Annotated in this window: 17 protein-coding genes, 1 tRNA gene and 1 pseudogene; 18 read left to right on the top strand and 1 reads right to left on the bottom strand. The window is 29.4% G+C overall.

What is annotated here, in order from left to right; all coding sequences use genetic code 11:
- Positions 1–32: 32 nt before the first annotated feature.
- Complete coding sequence (gene asd / locus M9396_RS02090; RefSeq protein WP_250256546.1) at positions 33–914, bottom strand: archaetidylserine decarboxylase; 882 nt, start codon at positions 912–914, stop codon at positions 33–35.
- A gap of 713 nt (positions 915–1,627) precedes the next feature.
- On the opposite strand from asd, the gene orn reads away from it, so the two are divergent.
- The 18 genes and pseudogenes from orn (at position 1,628) to tamB (ending at position 20,914) form a co-directional block, all read left to right on the top strand.
- Positions 1,628–2,167 (top strand): oligoribonuclease, encoded by a 540-nt coding sequence (gene orn / locus M9396_RS02085; protein ID WP_250256545.1) that lies wholly within the window; start codon positions 1,628–1,630, stop codon positions 2,165–2,167.
- A gap of 159 nt (positions 2,168–2,326) precedes the next feature.
- A tRNA-Gly gene (locus tag M9396_RS02080) sits at positions 2,327–2,402 on the top strand.
- Positions 2,403–2,984: 582 nt separating this feature from the next.
- Positions 2,985–3,473: a tRNA (adenosine(37)-N6)-threonylcarbamoyltransferase complex ATPase subunit type 1 TsaE gene (gene tsaE / locus M9396_RS02075; protein WP_250256544.1), complete on the top strand. Its 489-nt coding sequence runs from the start codon at positions 2,985–2,987 to the stop codon at positions 3,471–3,473.
- Positions 3,470–4,738 carry an N-acetylmuramoyl-L-alanine amidase gene (locus M9396_RS02070; protein WP_250256543.1) on the top strand — a complete coding sequence of 423 codons (1,269 nt, stop codon included), beginning with the start codon at positions 3,470–3,472 and terminating at the stop codon, positions 4,736–4,738. The genes tsaE and M9396_RS02070 overlap by 4 nt, the downstream gene beginning before the upstream one ends.
- A gap of 260 nt (positions 4,739–4,998) precedes the next feature.
- Positions 4,999–5,919 (top strand): tRNA (adenosine(37)-N6)-dimethylallyltransferase MiaA, encoded by a 921-nt coding sequence (miaA, locus tag M9396_RS02065; protein WP_250256542.1) that lies wholly within the window; start codon positions 4,999–5,001, stop codon positions 5,917–5,919.
- A gap of 84 nt (positions 5,920–6,003) precedes the next feature.
- Positions 6,004–6,243, top strand: a pseudogene (gene hfq, locus M9396_RS02060) (RNA chaperone Hfq); the annotation flags it as partial.
- A gap of 159 nt (positions 6,244–6,402) precedes the next feature.
- Complete coding sequence (gene hflX / locus M9396_RS02055) at positions 6,403–7,689, top strand: ribosome rescue GTPase HflX (protein WP_250256541.1); 1,287 nt, start codon at positions 6,403–6,405, stop codon at positions 7,687–7,689.
- 56 nt (positions 7,690–7,745) lie between these two features.
- Positions 7,746–9,041: an FtsH protease activity modulator HflK gene (hflK, locus tag M9396_RS02050; protein WP_250256540.1), complete on the top strand. Its 1,296-nt coding sequence runs from the start codon at positions 7,746–7,748 to the stop codon at positions 9,039–9,041.
- Positions 9,042–10,070: a protease modulator HflC gene (gene hflC, locus M9396_RS02045; RefSeq protein WP_250256539.1), complete on the top strand. Its 1,029-nt coding sequence runs from the start codon at positions 9,042–9,044 to the stop codon at positions 10,068–10,070. It begins immediately after the preceding gene.
- Positions 10,071–10,223: 153 nt separating this feature from the next.
- Entirely contained in the window at positions 10,224–11,522 is a 1,299-nt protein-coding gene (locus M9396_RS02040; RefSeq protein WP_250256538.1) for an adenylosuccinate synthase, read from the top strand.
- 229 nt (positions 11,523–11,751) lie between these two features.
- Positions 11,752–12,495, top strand: a complete 744-nt coding sequence (gene rlmB, locus M9396_RS02035; RefSeq protein ID WP_250256537.1) for a 23S rRNA (guanosine(2251)-2'-O)-methyltransferase RlmB — start codon at positions 11,752–11,754, stop codon at positions 12,493–12,495.
- A gap of 172 nt (positions 12,496–12,667) precedes the next feature.
- The gene (gene rpsF / locus M9396_RS02030) at positions 12,668–13,015 is read left to right on the top strand and encodes a 30S ribosomal protein S6 (RefSeq protein ID WP_250256536.1); all 348 of its coding nucleotides are present in this window, start codon (positions 12,668–12,670) and stop codon (positions 13,013–13,015) included.
- Between the two features lie 246 nt (positions 13,016–13,261).
- On the top strand, positions 13,262–13,489 hold the full coding sequence (rpsR, locus tag M9396_RS02025) for a 30S ribosomal protein S18 (RefSeq protein ID WP_015344384.1): 228 nt from the start codon (positions 13,262–13,264) through the stop codon (positions 13,487–13,489).
- 54 nt (positions 13,490–13,543) lie between these two features.
- Complete coding sequence (rplI, locus tag M9396_RS02020) at positions 13,544–14,014, top strand: 50S ribosomal protein L9 (RefSeq protein WP_250241845.1); 471 nt, start codon at positions 13,544–13,546, stop codon at positions 14,012–14,014.
- Between the two features lie 282 nt (positions 14,015–14,296).
- Positions 14,297–15,052, top strand: coding sequence for a 3'(2'),5'-bisphosphate nucleotidase CysQ (gene cysQ / locus M9396_RS02015; RefSeq protein WP_250242403.1), 756 nt, complete (start codon positions 14,297–14,299; stop codon positions 15,050–15,052).
- A gap of 254 nt (positions 15,053–15,306) precedes the next feature.
- Complete coding sequence (locus M9396_RS02010) at positions 15,307–15,504, top strand: hypothetical protein (RefSeq protein WP_250241846.1); 198 nt, start codon at positions 15,307–15,309, stop codon at positions 15,502–15,504.
- Between the two features lie 50 nt (positions 15,505–15,554).
- Positions 15,555–17,069 carry an autotransporter assembly complex protein TamA gene (locus M9396_RS02005; protein WP_250256535.1) on the top strand — a complete coding sequence of 505 codons (1,515 nt, stop codon included), beginning with the start codon at positions 15,555–15,557 and terminating at the stop codon, positions 17,067–17,069.
- Positions 17,066–20,914 carry an autotransporter assembly complex protein TamB gene (tamB, locus tag M9396_RS02000; RefSeq protein WP_250256534.1) on the top strand — a complete coding sequence of 1,283 codons (3,849 nt, stop codon included), beginning with the start codon at positions 17,066–17,068 and terminating at the stop codon, positions 20,912–20,914. The genes M9396_RS02005 and tamB overlap by 4 nt, the downstream gene beginning before the upstream one ends.
- The last annotated feature ends 46 nt before the right edge of the window (positions 20,915–20,960 follow it).

Here is a 20,960-nt window from a genome sequence, read left to right as displayed (position 1 = left end):
CCTGAAAAATATATAACGTAAACTACGTGTAATTATTTTCTTTGACTATATCCTTGCGCTAAAGGCATGCCAATACGAGCAATATCATACGGTTGTAGTAGATTGTTTAAAATAACTTTTTTATCACCGAACAAATTAATAACAGTAGATCCTAACTTGAATAAACCCATTTCATGTCCTTTTTGTAATGTTATTGAATCATCAGTATTTGTATTATTTGATGAGTAACGCCAATGTCTGACAATACCTTCGCGTGGAGGGGTAATTGTGCCTAGCCATGTAGTTTCAATACTTCCTACTATTATAGCACCAATTAAAATTTGAGCCATATAGCCAAAATTTGTTTCAAATAAACAAATGACTCTTTCATTACGAGAAAATATATTAGGCATGTTTTTAGTAATTTTTGGATGTACTGAAAATAAATTACCGGGTATATATAGCACTTCACGGAGTGTGCCTGTACAAGGCATGTAGATACGATGGCAGTTTTGTGGAGGTATATAAATAATAACGAAACTTCCATTAATAAAATAGTCAATGATATTGTCATGACCTGCTAGTAACCCATCCAAATGATAAGGGGTATTTTTTACCTGAAAGATATTTGTTTGGCTTATTTTTCCTATTTGAGTGATGATCCCATCTGCTGGGATAATTAACGTAGATGGGTTGGTATCGATAGGTCGGGCATTTTTATGTAGCTTTCGAGTAAAAAATGCATTAAATGTTGCATAATCGGTTAAATTAGGTTTATCGGATTCTTTTATGTCTATTTTATAAATATGGATGAATAACAAAATAGCATAACGTGTTATCCATCCACCTTTCCATGAAGCTCCAAGTCCTACCAAATAAGTAATCCAGTACTTTGGTAGTAAATATTGCAATAAAATCTGTATTTTTTCTAACATAATGTATACCTAATTTGGATGATTAATTTGTAATTACGAGATAGTGATTAGATTATGTATTTCGCTGTTAGATCGCGTTGGAAATTCATATTTCTTCTAAAAATGAGTATACCATATAATATGTTATTAATCGCACAAAAGTTGTAAAAGTTGTCTACAGTTTCATTGCAGAAATAAAGTTAATTTTATTGTCGATAAAAATCGATGAAGTCATAGTGATCATTAATGATATAGTTTTTGTTGATTTTTTAAGAGTATATGCAGTTATACACGTTTATAAATGTAGTTACGTGAAATCTTTATAGATTATGAATTCATTTTAAATTTGAGATAAAAAGTAATTATTCGTTTGTAGTATTATTAAAATTTATAGCTGAAATTGTTTGCAATTTGTTAGTAATTAATTTTATTACTTCTGAAATATTGTACAAATGAAATTTGTAAATAATAAATCTGTAATTTTATTTAAATAATGTGATGATTTATTTTTTAATATTTGATGTGTGTTTACAGAATATGTTAGTATTAATCTAAAAATTTTAAAATTGCAGATTGATATTTGTTAGCGTTATATACAAACAATACTAGATAAATTTCATGAATATTTAATATAGATTAAGAATAATGTGAGTAATATAAATAAAATAATTTAGTATTGTAGTACTGTCATTTATTGAAGTAAGTATTCAGTATATGAGTGTAAGCGGGGTTATATGCGTGATGATAATTTGATATGGATTGATCTAGAGATGACTGGACTAAATCCAGAATGGGATCGTATTTTGGAAATAGCTACTTTAGTTACCGACAGTAAATTGAATATTTTATCAGAGGGTCCTGTTATATCAATACATCAATCTGAATCTCAGTTGTTATTAATGGATGATTGGAACACACGTGTTCATAGTGCTACCGGATTAATAGAAAAGGTGAGATATAGTACATTGGATGAGATTAGCGCATCTAATTTGATAATAAAATTTTTAAGAAATTGGGTCGGTTTTAAAAAATCACCGATATGCGGAAATAGTATAGCTCAGGATCGTCTATTTTTATTCCGATATATGCCAGAATTAGAATCATATTTTAACCATCGTTATTTAGATGTGAGCACGATTAAAGAATTAATGATTCGTTGGAGACCAGATTTGATATCTGGATTACGGTTACAGAAAACTCATTGTGCATTGGATGATATTCGTGAATCTGTTTCAGAATTAATGTATTATCGCAAGTATTTTATACAATTATAAGGCGTCATAAAATTAATAATATAGATTATTATTTGAAAGCGTAAGAAAAATCAATTAATAAAATAGTTAATTGGTGTAGTTCGTAACTGTTGCTAAATATGTGATGTAGGGTCATTGAAATAAATAACTATAATATTTTTATTTGTTTATTTAAAGTAAGCGGGAATAGCTCAGCTGGGAGAGCACAACCTTGCCAAGGTTGGGGTCGCGAGTTCAAATCTCGTTTCCCGCTCCATTTTTAGTATTTAGCTTTTATATTATTGATTACCATTATATATTTTAATTCCAAATGAAGTTTAAAATAAGCATAATATTAATATATTTTAGAGTGGGTAATTATATATAAATCAGGAATTGTTTGTTATTTAAAAATAAATTGAGCATGTATATTTATTGATACGGTAATGAATTTGGCAAATTGATAGATAGCGAATATAACAAAATTATTTTCGGTCTTATGAGTATGTATAGTCTACGATTTTTTCAATACATTTGATTAGACATTTATTTGCTCTTACTCTTTGTTTCAAATTAGAACATTGATATAAAGAGTAAATCATTTTCTGGTATAATCTATAGTAATATAAATTAGTTTTAAATGTGTATAGATTATTATTTTTAATTAAAATTAAAAAATTTTATTTAATGTAGAGAGATGTAATTAGTGTTTTTTGTAATTTTGTATTTGTTATATAAGTTTTATATATATTGTTATGTATCTACAAAAATTAATCGAATAATAACTGATTATGTTAAGATTTCTTATATTATTTTACTTATAAAAACATTTTGGTGTATAAGATCTTAAATTTATATAATGATGAAGAAATATGTATTGGCGTTATCTGATGAATTAAAAACTCTGTCATTAGGTGCGACTTTGGCTTCTGTTTGTGTTCAAGGTTGTGTGATTTATTTAAATGGCCATGTAGGATCAGGAAAGTCTGTTTTTTGTAAGGGATTTTTACATGCATTAGGACATAATGGCCATATACATAGTCCTACTTACACTTTAATTGAATCTTATGTTTTGACACATTGGCGTGTGTGTCATTTTGATTTTTATCGGTTAATTTCTTCAGAAGAACTGGAGTACATGGGAATTAGAGATTATTTTGATGGTCGTACTGTATGCTTAATAGAGTGGCCAAAACAAGGAATGGGAATTTTACCGCAAGAAGATATTTCAGTTACGATAAATTATCATGATCGTAAAGAATCTAGGCAAGTCATTATAGAATCTTTTAGTAATTTAGGTCACAAAATGTTAGATGCTTTGTTAGAATGTTGGAAGTTAGACACATGAAGTTAAAATACGAAATAATTTTCGTAATGACAATATTTTCAAGATATTTATGTGTTGAACCAGTTATAGCATCAACTCTTAGTTCAATTTCTGTTACCAATAATGCAAACCAAGCTATAGTAACATTAGATAGCGTTGTTGTTCCTGTGTATATGATATTTTCCTTACATAACCCGGAAAGAATTGTAATAGATCTTTTAAAAACATCTAAAGTTCAAAAAAATATATTTCCAATAAATTTTAATGGTACTAATTTAGTTAAGTGCATTCGAACAAATACATCTCTGAATCACCAAAGTATACGCATAGTATTAGATCTAACTTCTCCTTCAGACATAGGAACAGTAACACAAAAACAAATAAAAGAACATTATTGTATTATATTAACAATTTTGAAAAAAAAATTTACTATTCCTGAGGTAAATACTCGCAAAACATCACCCGTTATACATAGTAAAATTCGTGTTAATTCAGGTCAAGTGATAAATAATCAAAAGAAAGTAATAGATACGCAATTTAGAAAAAATCAGAATCACAATAAGATATTATCTCCTATTATTGTAGCTATAGATGCTGGACATGGAGGGCAGGATCCAGGAGCTACAGGTCTCCATGGAATATATGAAAAAAATATTACAATTAACATAGCTAAAAAACTAAAAATATTATTGGATTTAGACCCGAGTTTTAAAGCTGTTATGATTCGGGATGGGGACTATTTTCTATCGGTCATGGAACGCTCTAATTTGGCTCGAAAAAGAGAAGCAAATGTATTAGTGTCTATTCATGCAGATTCTGCTTTAAATACTAATGTTAGAGGGGCGTCAATTTGGGTGTTATCGAATCGTCGTGCTAAAAGTGAAATGATACATTGGCTACAACGTAGTGAGAAACACGCAGAGTTATTGGGAGGATTGGGAGATATACTGACCAGTGATCATAGTGATCCGTATTTTAATCATTTAGTTTTAGATTTGCAATTTGGTTACGCTCAACGAGCAGGGTATGATATTGCAGCACATGTTTTACGTCAATTAAAAAATATTACTCCTTTACATAAGGATATACCTGAGTATTCTAGTTTTGGTATATTACGATCTCCTGATATTCCGTCTATTTTAGTAGAGACTGGATTTATTAGTAATGTAAAAGACGAATTTCTGTTGGTTAGTAGTGGATATCAAGAAAAAATAGCTAATGCTTTGTACAAAGGCTTACGTTCTTATTTCATAATGTCACAACAAAAATTATTAGATCATTCATAATCTTAAAAAAATGTATTTACTGTAAATTAATAAATAAAAAAGCAACAATTATTATATTAAATAAGTTATTATACATTCAGTCTTTTTCAGCAATAATTATTAATATTTATTGCATATATTTATATATATAAGAGTGAATATGTGTCTCGAAATAATTGAATTTTTGATAAATTATAGAAATGATTTCAGGTAATAACATTTTTGATTTTATATAATTAAGGGAGAATTTTATTAAACATCAGCCATTAGCTATATTTTTAATGGGTCCTACAGCTTCTGGAAAAACAAGTTTAGCTATAGCTTTAAAAAAAAGAAAAGAAAAAATAGACATTATCAGCGTTGATTCGGCTTCGATATATCGTGATATGGATATCGGTACAGCTAAACCTATTCCTGAAGAATTAAAACTAGCTCCGCATAAATTGATAGATATTCTCGATCCAGTTGAATGTTATTCAGCGGCAGATTTTTATCGTGATGCGGATAATGAAATGGAAAACATTATACAGTCTGAACATACACCTTTGTTGGTGGGTGGAACAATGTTATATTTTAAAACTCTGCTAGAAGGGTTGTTTTTTTTACCAGCAACTAACCAAAAAATTCGTGATGATCTGGAATATGAAGCAAAAAGAACGGGATGGATAAATATACACAATTTATTAAAACATATTGATCCGATTTCGGCCAACAAAATTCATTTAAATGATCACAAGAGAATAATCCGAGCATTAGAAATTTTTTTTATTTCTGGCAAAACATGGACAGAATTAAAACTAATTAATAGTCAAAAACTGAAATATCGATTTCATCAATTTGCTATTGTTCCATCAAGTCGTGATTTATTGCATAAACGAATTGAGAAACGTTTCCATAGAATGTTAGATATCGGATTTGAAGATGAAGTTATCAGATTATTTAATCGATCTGATTTGCATACAAAAAAAGTAAAATCGTCCATTTCTTGTGTAGGTTATCGTCAAATGTGGGAGTATTTGTCTGGTGATATTAACTATAATCAGATGATAATTAAAGGAATTTGTGCTACTCGTCAACTTGCGAAACGACAATTAACCTGGCTGCGTAGATGGCCGAATTTATGTTGGTTAGATAGTGATAATTTATCTGATGCAACTGATAGTATATCGAAGATATTAATTGAAAATTCATCTAATATATAAAATTTTAAAAAATTAAATTTGAAGTTATCTGCTTTATTTGGACCGTTTAGAATAATATAAAATTAATTTTTAAGGAAATTGAAAATGCACAAAGTTCAATCATTACAAGATCCATTTTTAAACGTATTGCGTCGTGAGCGCGTTCCGGTTTTTATTTATTTGGTAAACGGTATTAAATTACAAGGAGAAATTGAGTCTTTTGATAAATTTGTGATTTTGTTAAGAAATACAGTGAATCAAATGATTTATAAGCATGCTATATCTACTATTGTTCCTTCCCGTGTTGTTTCATATTATGTTGGTCGTTCTGGCAATCACACTACATTCTGATCGTTTGTTTCAGAGACTTTTTAATTTTTAAAGTATGATTATGTATTAAATGTAGTATTACCGAATACTATTAAGTATGATATACTATAAAATGTGTGATAACTTCATCGTATGTGATTATATATGTATAACTTATTTGTGGAGTAACTTTTATTGTGTGATTCAGGTTATTCGGATAATCAATCTATTTTAGTCCATACTTTTTTTGCTACAAAAAAACAAAATGAAAATTTCAATTTACAGGAATTTTTATCTTTGGCATCTACAGCAGGTATGGAGGTGTTGAATATTCTTACTAGTAATTGTAAAACTTGTAACGCTAAATATTTTATCGGGATCGGAAAAACATTAGAACTTGAACGAATGATTAGAAATCATTCTGTATCTATTGTGTTGTTCAATTGTATTTTATCTCCTCATCAAGAACGGAATCTTATGTGTTTATTGAAATGCAAGATAATTGATAGGAATCAACTGATTCTCAACATTTTTGCGCAACGTGCACGTACGTACGAAGGTAAGTTACAGGTGAAATTAGCTCAACTGAGGCATTTAAATTCTCGTTTAGTACATGAATGGAGTCATCTTGAGCGCCAAAAAGGAGGTATTGGTTTACGAGGGGGAGCGGGAGAGATGCAATTAGAAAGTGATCGCCGTTTATTACGTAAGGAGATGAACCAAATTTTATTGCGTCTAAAAAAAATAGAAAATCAACGGGAACAGGGTAGACGACATCGTGTTAGAATTGGGGTACCTACTGTTTCTTTAGTAGGATATACAAATGCTGGAAAATCTACTTTATTTAACACAATGACCGCATCACATGTGTATACATCATCGAAACTGTTTGCCACTCTCGATCCTACAAGTAGACGTATTGTATACAAAGGTGTACATGATGTTATATTAACAGACACGGTAGGTTTTATTCAAAATTTACCACGCGGTTTAATATCTTCTTTTAAGGCGACTTTACAAGAAACAGTACAAGCAACTCTATTATTACACGTTGTAGACGTTGCTGATGAAAGATTTGAACAAAATATTAACACGGTACATTGTATTTTAAGTAATTTGAGCGTTCATAATGTTCCAAGGATTTTGGTGATGAATAAGATAGATCAATTAAAAAAAATAGTGCCACGTATTGACCGAGATAATCATGGTTGTCCAATACGGGTCTGGATATCAGCTCAAAATAGTTTAGGTCTTTCTTTATTGGTACAAGCTATTAATGAATTGCTATCAAACTATATGATTTCTTATGAATTACGAATGCCTATAAGTAACGGTTTATGTGAGAAGTTATATAAACTACAAGTTGTTAAACAATATTGGGTTGAAGATCATAATTATATTAGGTTAAAAATATATTTATCTTCTGTAAATTGGGGTCGTTTATTAAAAAATAATAAATTATTGATAGATTATATTATTTAATATTTTTAAAACAAAGGGAATATATATAGATCACTCATATAATGTGTGAGGAAAATATGATTTGTAATTATCTTAATAACTATAAATATATTCATGATCCATGGGGACATCATGATAAGAATGATGTAGATCGTTCTTCTATTGAAGATAAGAATAAATCTGAATTTAATATATTAGATTCGGATAAATATTTGGATAAAATAACTAATAAATTAAATATATTTAGCAAGAAAAATAAAGATTCAGAAAAATTTCCTAAAAATAAAAGCATTTTTATAATTTTAATGTTAATTATTGTTGTTTTTGCGTGGATTATTAGTGGTTTGTACACGATTAAAGAAGCAGAACGCGGGGTAGTTTTAAGATTTGGAAAATATCATCATTTAGTACAACCAGGTTTAAATTGGAAGCCTACTTTTTTTGATGTTGTAATTCCAGTAAATGTAGAATCAGTACGTGAATTAGCAGCTTCTGGTATGATGTTGACTTCAGATGAAAATGTAGTTCGAGTAGAGATGAATGTACAGTACCGTGTAACTGATCCAAAAAACTATTTATTTAACGTTATTGATGCTGACGATAGTTTGCGTCAAGCTACTGATAGTGCTTTGCGTGGAGTTATTGGGAAATATAATATGGATCGTATTTTAACAGAAGGACGTACGGTGGTACGTAGTGATACTCGAAGAGTGTTAGAAAAAACGATACACCCTTATAATATGGGTATTACTTTATTAGATGTAAACTTTCAAACAGCTCGCCCCCCAGAAGAGGTAAAAGCAGCGTTTGATGATGCTATTGCCGCCCGAGAAAATGAACAACAATATATTCGAGAGGCTGAAGCTTATGCCAATGAAGTACAACCACGCGCCAATGGACACGCGCAACGTATTTTAGAGGAAGGTCGTGCGTATAAAGCACGTACTATCTTGGAAGCGCAAGGTGAAGTACAAAGATTTACTAAAATTTTGCCAGAATATAAAGCAGCTCCTGAAATTACTCGTGATCGATTATATATTAATTCCATGGAGCGTGTGTTAAGCAATACTAGAAAAATATTTGTAAATTCAAAAGATACACAGAATGTACTATTACTACCTTCAGGTCAATTAAAACAGATTAAAGATAACAATGATATTGTATATTCTGATAGTATTGATAATACTGATGACGCTTTAAACTTAAATCAAATATGTGCTAATAGTGATGCTAACATGAATAATGCGCAGTTAATATCAAAAAGTAGCCGTCTGTCTCGTCATGCAAATTCTATACCTAAAGAAAAAGTATTAGACCAAAGACAGGCTAATATACAACGTGTTGATATTGCGCGCAAAGGGAGAGAGTCGTAGATGATACGAAATTTTTTTTCATTTTTTATATGTGTAATAATAGTATTATTTTTTTCTTTATTTACAATAGAAGAAGGGCATAAGGGTATTATATTGCGTTTTGGAAAAGTATTACGCGATGCAGATAACAATTCATTAATTTACAATCCAGGATTGCATATAAAAATTCCATTTATTGAGACAATAAAAATTTTAGATTCACGTATTCAGACTATGGACAATCAAGCAGATCGCTTTGTTACTATGGAAAAAAAGGATTTGATTATTGATTCTTATGTAAAATGGCGTATTAGCGATTTGAGTCGATATTATTTAGCAACAGGAGGGGGTGATATTTGTCAAGCAGAAGTACTGATAAAGAGAAAATTTTCCGATCGTTTACGTTCAGAATTAGGGAGATTGAATGTTCAAGGTATTGTGACAGATTCTCGAAATAAATTAATGACCGATGTACGTGCATCGTTAAATCATGGAACTTCAGGAGAGGAAGTATCAGGATCTCATTTTAATAATAACATTAAAAAATTTAATTTTCATTCGAAAAATTATGACTCGTCAATGCAAGAACAATATCGTGTTTCTGATTTGGTTAATCCAAACAGTATGGCTGCATTGGGTATTGAGATAGTGGATGTACGAATTAAGCAAATTAATTTACCAACAGAAGTGTCTGATGCAATTTATCAACGTATGCGTGCAGAACGTGATGCTGTTGCTAGACGTCATAGATCACAGGGACGAGAAGAAGCAGAAAAATTACGTGCTACAGCAGATTATGAAGTAACACGTACTCTAGCTGAGGCTAAACGTCAGTCATTGATCATTCGGGGTGAAGCTGACGCAGAAACAGCTAAACTATATGCTACTACTTTTAATGAAGATCCTTCATTTTATGTTTTAGTACGTACCTTACGTGCATATGAGAATAGTTTTAAGAAAAACAATAATGATCTTATGGTGTTAAGCGCAGAAACTGATTTTTTACGTTTTATGAAATCACCAAAAAGTATTACCGGGCTTAATAATTAATGATGTAGTTAAGTATATTCTTGGATAGTTATTATTCCTTATGTTTGATATGTAGATGTATAGAATGTATATTATATATGGTGTATGCCATAGAAATTATATATTTAATTTTATCACAAATAGTTAATTTGAATTAATAGGCGACTTTAAGAAATGGCTAGAAGTATTGTTGTGTTAGGAGCTCAATGGGGTGATGAAGGTAAAGGAAAAATAGTTGATTGGTTAACTTCCCGAGCTCAATATGTAGTACGTTATCAAGGAGGGCACAATGCTGGCCATACTATTGTAGTAGACCATAAAAAAATAACTTTACATTTAATTCCTTCTGGAATTTTGCATAATCATGTTACTACTGTTATTGCTAACGGTGTTGTATTATCGCCAGTTTCTTTAATAAAAGAAATAAAAATGTTACACACACTAGGTGTGTCAACGCGTAAACGCATATTTATTTCTGCATCCTGCCCTCTGTTACTACCTTATCATGTAGCAATGGATTTGGCTAGAGAAAATAATCATATCTCTAGAGCTATTGGTACCACGGGGTGCGGTATTGGGCCATCATATGAGGATAAAGTTGCACGACGTGCTTTGCGAGTCAGCGATTTGTATAATCTAAAAAATTTTCAAAATAAGTTGAAAGATGTGGTCGATTATTATAATTTTCAATTAATTCATTATTATAAAACACAGCCTATCAATTATCAGATTGTTTTAGATGAAGTTATGTCGATATCTGACATACTGATAGATATGGTTGTTGATGTGCCTGAGTTATTAGATGATGCTGCAAAACGGGGTGATTCAGTGATATTTGAGGGAGCACAGGGTAGTTTATTAGATATTGATCATGGAACATATCCTTATGTTACTTCCACTCATACTATTGCTGGGAGTGTAAGTGTTGGTGCGGGAGTTGGTCTTAATTATATTGATTATGTTTTAGGTATTGTAAAGGCGTATTCTACTCGTGTTGGATTTGGTCCTTTTCCTACAGAATTGTCAAATGATATAGGTAATTGGTTATGTATGAATGGAAATGAATTTGGTTCTACTACTGGACGTCGTCGTCGTACTGGTTGGTTCGATGCGGTATCAGTGCGGTATTCTGTAAAAATTAATTCTTTTTTTTCGTGTTGTTTAACAAAGCTTGATGTTTTGGATGGCTTAAAAGAGCTAAAAATTTGTATTGCATATCGCAAGAAAAATGGACAAGTAATACACAATTTTCCATGTTCTTTGGAAGAACTGGAAAATTGTGTACCTATATACGAAACATTACCTGGCTGGATGATAAGTACCGTAGGTATCACGGAATTTCATCAGCTTCCTAAGGAGTCACAGCTTTATGTAAAACGTATAGAGGAACTTATTGGGGTTCCTATACATATTGTTTCTACCGGTTCAGACCGCTCTGCAATAATAATATTACGTAATCCGTTTAATTCTTGATTGATATGAAGAAATTGATACCTTATTTTGAATAGAGGATTATTTGTGTGGTAAATAAATATTAAGTTATATTTCTAATTGTATTAGAAATACGGTTACGATAAATAAAATATTTAAATAAATCATCTTAGTTATATTTAAATTGATGACTCTCATAATAATAGTATATGGAATACTTTAAAAATTTATTGCAATACTGTATGTTGAAGTAATTATTTTAATAAATGAAATGAGTGAATTAGTATACGGCATACATGCAGTAAAATCAGTTTTAGATAATTATTCACATCGAATTTTGTCTGTATGTATTATGCAGAAATCTAAAGATTTGCGTTTGAAATTGTTAATTGATCAAATAAAACAACGTCGAATTAGCATTCGAGAATGTAGTCGTCGACAGTTAGATATTCAAACGCAAGGTGCGTTGCATCAAGGTATTGTTGTTAAAATAGTTCCCAATGATTGTATAAAAGAAAATGATTTACCGGATTTCTTAAAGCAATGTAAAACTACCCCATTATTAGTGATATTAGATGGAGTGACTGATCCACATAATTTGGGTGCATGTTTGAGATCTGCAGATGCAGCCGGGGCACACATAGTCATTGCACCACGTAATCGTTCAGCATGTTTAAATGGAACGGTTAGAAAAGTGGCCAGTGGATCTGTAGATAATATACCTTTTATGCAAGTAACTAATTTAATTAGAACGTTACAATTACTTAAAAAATATAATATCTGGATTATTGGCACTGTAATGCAATCACAACGTCTAATTTTTAACAGCAAATTAATTAGGCCGTTAGCTTTTGTAATGGGTTCCGAGGGGAATGGTATTCGTTATCTGACTCAGAAAAAATGCGATGAATTAGTTACTATCCCAATGTTAGGAGTTGCGACATCGCTTAATGTCTCAGTAGCTACAGGAATATGTTTGTTTGAAGCATTAAGACAGCGTTGGCAATATAAATAATGATGATTGACATCATATATGGTATGGTCTGCTTCATAGAAGATGAAGTTTGAGAATTTATATAAAAAATTATTTAAGGATAAACACGTAAAAATATAAATATCTATAATTTTTTAAGAATGTTGTTACTTTCAATACAAGTGGAAGATTGACAATGAAAGGAAAATAATATATGCGTTATTATGAAATAGTTTTTATGGTACATCCTGATTTTAGCGAAGAAATATCTAGCATAATCAATCGCTATACAACAATTGTTACTAATGCTCAAGGTAAAGTTCATCGCATAGAAAATTGGGGACGTCGCCAATTAGCATATCCAGTTAATAAGCTTTGTAAAGCTTATTATGTTTTATTGAATATAGAAGCATCTCAAGATACTGTCAAAGAATTAAATGATGATTTTCGTTTTAATAAAAATATTATACGTAGTATGATTGTACGAACTAAACATGCAGTAGTTGAACCATCTCTTATGATGAAAAAAAGAGAAGAAAACAAAGAGCATTATACAACCTAATACATAGTATAATGAAATACATATGGGCTCAAGTACGAAGTAAATAAGTTGACAGTTTTATTTAAATATATTCAGTATTGTGTTGGTTTAGTGTATTTTTGTAAATTTTTTGTAGTAAAAATAATAATTGCAAGCATAGAAATATATTGATAGATTTTTAATGTGGAGAAAGATAACAATTTTAATTGTAAAAAAGTTGATTACACTCACTTATATGTATTTTTATAATGAAGTATGGAGTTAATTATGGCACGTTTTGTACGTCATCGCAAATTTTGTAGGTTTACGGCGGAAAAATGCATTAATATTGATTATAAAGATCTTGTCACAATACAGCATTCTATTATAGAAAGCGGAAAGATCATTCCAAGTAGAATCACTGGAACGCGAGCAAGATATCAACGGCAGTTAGCACGTGCCATTAAGAGAGCGCGTTATCTGTCTTTACTACCATATACTGATCATCATCAGTAAAGTGTAATGCTTTGTGAATGAATATGATTTGTATATTTTATAATGGAAATAACAATGAAGATTATTTTGCTGGACAATATCGATAAACTTGGAAATATGGGATCAGAAATTATTGTGCGTTCAGGTTATGCCCGTAATTTTTTAATACCAAAATCTAAAGCAATGCCAGCTACAAAAAAAAATATTGAAATATTTAAAGCACAACAGATTGAGTTACAAGCTAAAGCTATAGAGGCGCAAACTCAGGCTGAATTTTGCGCAAAAACCATTAATAAGTTAGGTAGTATTACTATTAAAGCTAAATCAGGTGTTGAAGGGAAATTGTTTGGTTCCATTGGTTCTCGTGATATAGCTACTGCAATTACAGCAGCTTCTGGTTTTAATATTTCTAAATCTCAGATTAGATTACCTAATCATGATGTATTAAGAACTATTGGTACATATAGCATAAATATTCATATTTATAATGATATTTTTTCTAAAATAAACGTCATTATTCTTGATGAAATACTTAAGAGTAAATAATTATAATTAATACAATAATTTTTATCATTATTTATCGTAAAAAATTTATTAAAATTTTTTAATTATTGTAATACAAGAATATTAAAGTATATATGTTTTGCGGAAAGAGATATAAACACGAGTGTGCGTATCTTTTATTTCAATTAATAATTATAGTATATGATTCCTTAAAACTAAGTATGCATTTTATAAATCTACTGTTACTATATTGTGTTTTCGGATTTATGCTATGGAGTGCGCAAAAATTTATTAAGGATATGTATGATGATTTTTTATCATAAAATGGTTGAAAAAATAAGTTGTATTGCTCGTAAAGCTGGAATAGAAATTATGAGGATTTATAATGGAGGTTTAAAGTTAAACGCGTATAAAAAGTTAGATACATCTCCTGTAACTAATGCTGATTTGTTCTCTCATAAGGTGATCGTGTACTGTTTAAAAAATTTGACACCTGAAGTTCCAATTTTATCTGAAGAAGATATTACTACATGGAGGGAATGTAGAGATAGAAGTTGTTTTTGGTTAATAGATCCTTTAGATGGAACGAAAGAGTTCTTATTACGCAATGGCGAATTCACTGTTAACATTGCTTTCGTTGAGTACGGTCAACCTATTATGGGAGTAGTGTATGTTCCTGTGTATAATGTGTTATATGCTGCAGATAATGGACAAGTATGGAAGATTAATGCTAGAGGAGAACGTATAAATATTGCAGTACGTATGTCTCGTTATCCAATTGTAGTGATGAGTCGTAGTAATTTTTGTTGCGATCAATATAAGTTATATAATTTTTTAAACAGGTTGAAAAACTATAAAATTGTTAATATTGGATCTTCATTTAAATTTTGTTTAATAGCAGAAGGTAGTGCTCAATTTTATCCAAGATTTTCTTGTACTAAAATTTGGGACACGGCTGCTGGTCATGTAATCGCTAGAGCAGCTGGCGCCGTTGTTAATGATTGGAATGGTAATCCATTGCATTATAAAAATATCAATCAGTCTTTTTTAAATCCTGGTTTTCAAGTTTCATCGCATTGATTGATTATATGCACTGATAGTAATTATTTATATTAGTTAGATAAATAATTACTATCAGTGTTTGGATTGTTAATTTATTAATATGTTTTTTTTAAATGGGTTTTATGTTTTAAAATTATAAAATATGTGTATATTACATTTAATACATGTAAATTATATACTATGTTTTTACAAGGGTTATATATAATATAGTGTATTAATGGAGTATGAACATTACTTTATTTAAATATTTGATATAGTCAAGGATTCGGTATATGTTTAAGGATCTGAAAAAGTATATGACAATACGGTTGTATTTAATAATGTATTTTTTTACACCACTAATATGTAATAGTAGCATCAATTTAAAAGTAGAAGGATTAAATAGTGAATTAGATTATAATGTACGCCAAAAATTATTGAATATACATACTAATGTAAAGCATATAGATTCAGATTTAAAAAAAAAATAGACAATGCAATTAGAACTGGACTACGCCCACTAGGTTATTATGCCCCTACATTGATTTTTTTTCCACTTAAGTCTTTGAACAAAAACTCCGATCTATTAGTTATTAAAGTTGACCCTGGGGATCCAGTTGTAGTTACTGAAGTAAATGTCGTTATACGAGGAGATGGTATAAAGGACGTTGATTACCAGAAAATAATAAAAGATAGCAAATCTTTTATTGGGAAAAGATTGAATCACAATGATTATGAACAGTTTAAAAATAAACTATATAACTTAGCTTTATTTAAAGGATATTTTGATGCCAAGTTCCAAAATAGTCAACTTATTGTCATGCCTTCTCGTTGTCAGAGCGTTTGGAACATAGATTTTTATAGTGGTCAGCGTTATGTTTTTGAAAAAATTAAGTTTCATGGTAGTCAAATTAAGGAAGATTATTTAAAAAAAATATCTAATATACGATCGGGAGAATATTACAGTGCTACATCTGTTATGGAATTAAATCGCCGATTTTCTTACACTAATTGGTTTGAATCAATATCGATTTCTTCAGATTATATGCGTCCTCAACAAAAAAAAAAAATAATATTAGATATTTTTCTCTATCCTTGTGCAAAAAATAATTTTGCAACTGGATCTGGTTATGCTATCGATACAGGCCCTAGAACTAAAATCATTTGGAAAAAACCGTGGATTAACGCACATGGACATAGTTTAGAAACTAATTTTAGTTTATCTAAGCCAGAACAAGTTTTTGACTTAAGTTATAAAATTCCATTGTTTTCTAATCCATTAGAAGAATATTATTTATTACAAGGAGGGTTGATACATGAAGATACACATAATGTTCGGTCTAGTGTTATGACCATAAATATAGCTCGTTATTGGAATTGTTCCCATAAATGGCAACGTTCAATTAATGTGCATTGGCACTTTAATCATTGTTCTAATAATTATATCATTAAAAATATAATGTTGATTTATCCAGGGATAAATGTGTCTCGTATTCGAAAACGTGGAGAAATAATACCGTATTGGGGAGATAGTCAGAATTATTCAATCAATATATCTAATAATTGTTGGAGATCGGATGTTAATTTTATTGCTGTGCAAGTTCAAAATGTTTGGGTTCGGACATTATTAAAAAAACATCGTATTTTGGCTCGTGGAAACTTAAGTTGGATAAATACCAACAATTTTTCATCTGTTGATTTAATGTTGCGATTTTTTTCCAATGTAAACAATGGTATCCGTGGATATAAATATAAATCTTTGTATCCTTATGATAATTCTGAATCTTTTGTAGGTGTCGCTACTAAACTTATTACTACTACATTTGAATATCAATATAATGTAATTAATAAATGGTGGGGAGCTATTTTTATAGACGCAGGAGAGATTACTAATGATATCAAATGGAATAGTTTTAAATCTGGTATAGGTATTGGAGCGCGCTGGAAATTACCAATAGGTCCTATAAAATTGGACGTAGCAACTCCATTGATTCATAAAGGCAAGATAAATCATCATTTTTTATATTTATACGTCAGTTTAGGACCAGATTTATGATTTTTATAAAAAAAATCTATGTTATTTTTTTATTATGGATATCAATAGTATGTGGATTTTTTGTGTTTTTATTAGGTACTAATATAGGAGCATATTTAACTTTTACAGGAATTACGTATTGTATTCCTGGTTTAGAATTTGATTCTGTTTCTGGAACTTGGGGTAATTTTAATATAACTCATTTAGTATATGAAACCTCGATAGGTGTAATTAACGTTGATAAATGTGATGTTTTTTTAAATCTAAAAGATATATGGAATAAAAAAATATATATTAATCATCTTTTTTTGGAAGATGTTTGTATAAAAATAAAAAAAAACGATGCGACGAATAAATTAGATAAAAAATACGAAGGGATAAAAATAGATAATACTTTTTCTATCCCATTCCCAGTAATATTAAAGAATATAGTATTGAATAATACTTGTATTCATTTAAATAACATTACGTTTGAAGTAACCAAATTAGATACTGAATTAACATTTCAAGACAATTTATTGACAATTTTACCTGTAAATATTAAAGGAGCAGTTTTAAATATTCCCGATGTAAATGCATTAAATATAACAACCAATGCGATAGATATATATAAGTATAGTAATAATCAACGAAATATAAAGTATTTACTAAAATCATTGTCTAGTAAATTATTAATAATATTACCTTCTTTTAATCTTCCTATAAATATAATTCTAAAGGATATAACAGGAGAGAATTTTTATATTTTTGATAATAATAATTCTTATATTATTAATTATTTTTATTTACAGACATATTTATATAATCAGACTGCAAATATTAAGTTGAATCTTAAATGTCCATATGGATACCTTAATGCAATAGGTAGCATAATATTTAAAGAGTATTACCCAATCAATATAAGCCTCAATTATACGAAATATCATTTTAATACTAGTAGTAATTCTACCAATATAAAGAAAAAGGACGTAAGTAAAATAAAATTAGTTATCGTAGGAGAATTATATAATGAGATACGCCTTTATTGTGATTTTTTAGGTGTTATTTCTACAGTACATGTATTATTAAAAACTAAGATAATACAATTTGGTACGCCCATAACTATATCTATAGTTGGTAGAAAAATACCACTTTCTTTTTTAGGAAAGAATGATTATTTAATAGAAGAGCTTGATGTATCTGTCAATGGTGAAATAAAAAATTATTCCATTCAGATAACATCTAAATTAAGTAGCGCTCAATTTTCATCATTAGTACATATAGTTATGAGCGCTCAGGGAGATGTTAATAGTTGTTCTATTTCTAAATTAAGAATGACTGCATTAGAAGAATATCTTGATATACAAGGAATGGTTAATTGGGTGGGTGATATAATTAGTTGGGACAGTATGTGTGTGTTAAACAAAATAAATATTTTTCAAAAATGGTTAAAATGTCCTATAAATTTGTCAGGTAACATCAATATGCAAGGACATGTATGTTCTGACGCTTGGGACATAACAATATCTGATTTAAATCTCAATGGGAGTATAGAAAATAATAGTATTTCATGCATAGGCATATTATACAATAATTCAACTGGTACATGGAAAATACCCTCATTACTAATTAAATGGGGTCCTAATGTGTTAAAAATACAAGAAGATTTGAAAAGAGATTCTATTTTTAACATTGTGTTTGCGGCGCCAGATTGCAACGTGCTTATACCTGGATTAAATGGTAGTGTATATGGGAAATTTAAATTATATAGTCCCGTTAAATATTCTCCTAGACTGTTGTTAAATATTGATGCATGTTCCTTGTATTGGCACGATAAAAACATTAATTTTGATAAAATAATGATAAACGGGGATATTTGTTATGATACTGTTATACAAAGCAAAATTTTTTTTCAAGCAAATCAGATAAAGTGTGGAATTTTATCGTTACGTAAATTAATTATGCAAGGACAAGGTAATATTAAAGAACATTATTTGGATTTAGTTGCTTATGGCGATATGTTATCTGGTCAAGTAAAGCTTTTTGGAAATTTAGATCTTTTTCATAAAACTTGGAATAGTAAAATTAATAAAACAAACATTGTTACTTCAATAGGAACATGGAAATTAATGCAAGATATTGTTCTTACTTATCAATATTTAACTCGAAAAGTTATCCTTAATTCACATTACTGGGAAGTTGTTGATTGCACAATCCCTATTTCTCATGTTTTAAAAGAGAACATATTGAATAAAGTGAATGATGCATTTAAAAATTTAAATGTAGTTTCTTTAAAAATTTTATTACCAAGATTAATGAACATGCATACTGTTCGTATATATTGTACAGATTGTTATTGGATATTAGGAACCTTATTACCCAAGGGTATAATTTCATTTTCAGGAAATCAATGTAACATTAAATCTGCTATTGAAGAATCTGAAATTTTTCCGATTACAATAAATAATATAACTGCAAAAATCGTATTGACACAAACTACTTCGTATTGCAAGTGGTTCATGAACATTGGAGATGATGATCAAATCCATGGATTGTTTAAAATAACTAAATTACATAATACATCTAAATTAGTAGGAAATGTATACGTTAAAAATGTTTCGTTAGTATCTTTTTTTAATTCATTGATTTCGTTACAAGAACCTATAAATGGATTATTAAATTTAAATCTTTATTTTGATGGATATAAACATCACATAAAAATTTATGGTACAGGACAATTAAAAAATTTTAATTTTAATAAACCTGATACGCTATTTTTTGTAAAAAATGGTCAATTTTTTATAAAATTCTTTGGGGATCATGCTGTATTAAATGGAACAATAGATACGGATTATGGATACAGGTTGCATTTAAATGGGAATATTATGAATTTTGATTCTATTAATAATATACGTGCATTTTTTAAAATACGAGGCAACCAAATTAATTTTTGTATGTCTCCAGAAATAAAAATGAAGATATCTCCTGATTTTACTTGTACAATTACTTCAGAAAAAATTCATATAGAAGGCAATGTTGAAATCCCTTGGGCTCATATTGAAGTGAAGGAGTATTCAAAAAATATAACAAATATTTCTTCAGAGGAAATTTTGTTAGATGATAATTTCCAACTGATTTTAAATAATTCTAAAAATTTATTTATTTCTTTTTCTGCTAATATTAACGTATGCCTTGGCAATGATGTTAATTTTAACGGATTGGGTTTTCGTACAAAATTAAGAGGTAATTTAGAAATTGAATACAATAAAAATCACTTAGCATTAACAGGCCATATTGACATACCTTCTGGTTGTTTTCAAGCATATGGACAAAATTTGATAATACGAAAAGGACAATTATTGTTTTCTGGAGCGATAAACCAACCATATATCGATATTGAAGCAATTTGTGATCCTTCTAGTATTAAAGAAAAAGAAGGGAGTATAGTTGGTATACGAATTACTGGTACCTTTAGTCAACCAAAAATAGAAATTTTCTCTGATTCATTATCTCTTTCCCCACAAGAGATAACATCTTATTTATTAGGCGGCAGTAAAAATGTAATTCCTTTGAATACAGATACGAACATAGTAACATCGCTATTAATCGGAGCAACTGTTAGGAATAGCGAGAAGTTTATTAACAAAATAGGAAAGATATTTGGTGTTCAAGATTTAACATTAAATACTCAAGATATTGGTACCGCACCGTTGGTTGCGTTAAGTGGATATATTGCTCCTGGTCTGCAAATTAAATATGGAATTGGCATTTTTGATTTATTGACAACAATAACGGTACGTTATTGCTTGTGTTCGCAACTGTATTTAGAAGTTACGTCCGGCAGCAACCAACAAGCGGTTGATATATTATATAAGCTTGATTTTTAGTTTCTTTATATTTACACACACCCAACATATTTAAAATATGTGAGAT

This window comes from Blochmannia endosymbiont of Camponotus modoc (assembly GCF_023585785.1).
GTDB lineage: Bacteria > Pseudomonadota > Gammaproteobacteria > Enterobacterales > Enterobacteriaceae > Blochmanniella.
This window is presented reverse-complemented; position numbering and strand designations above follow the sequence as displayed.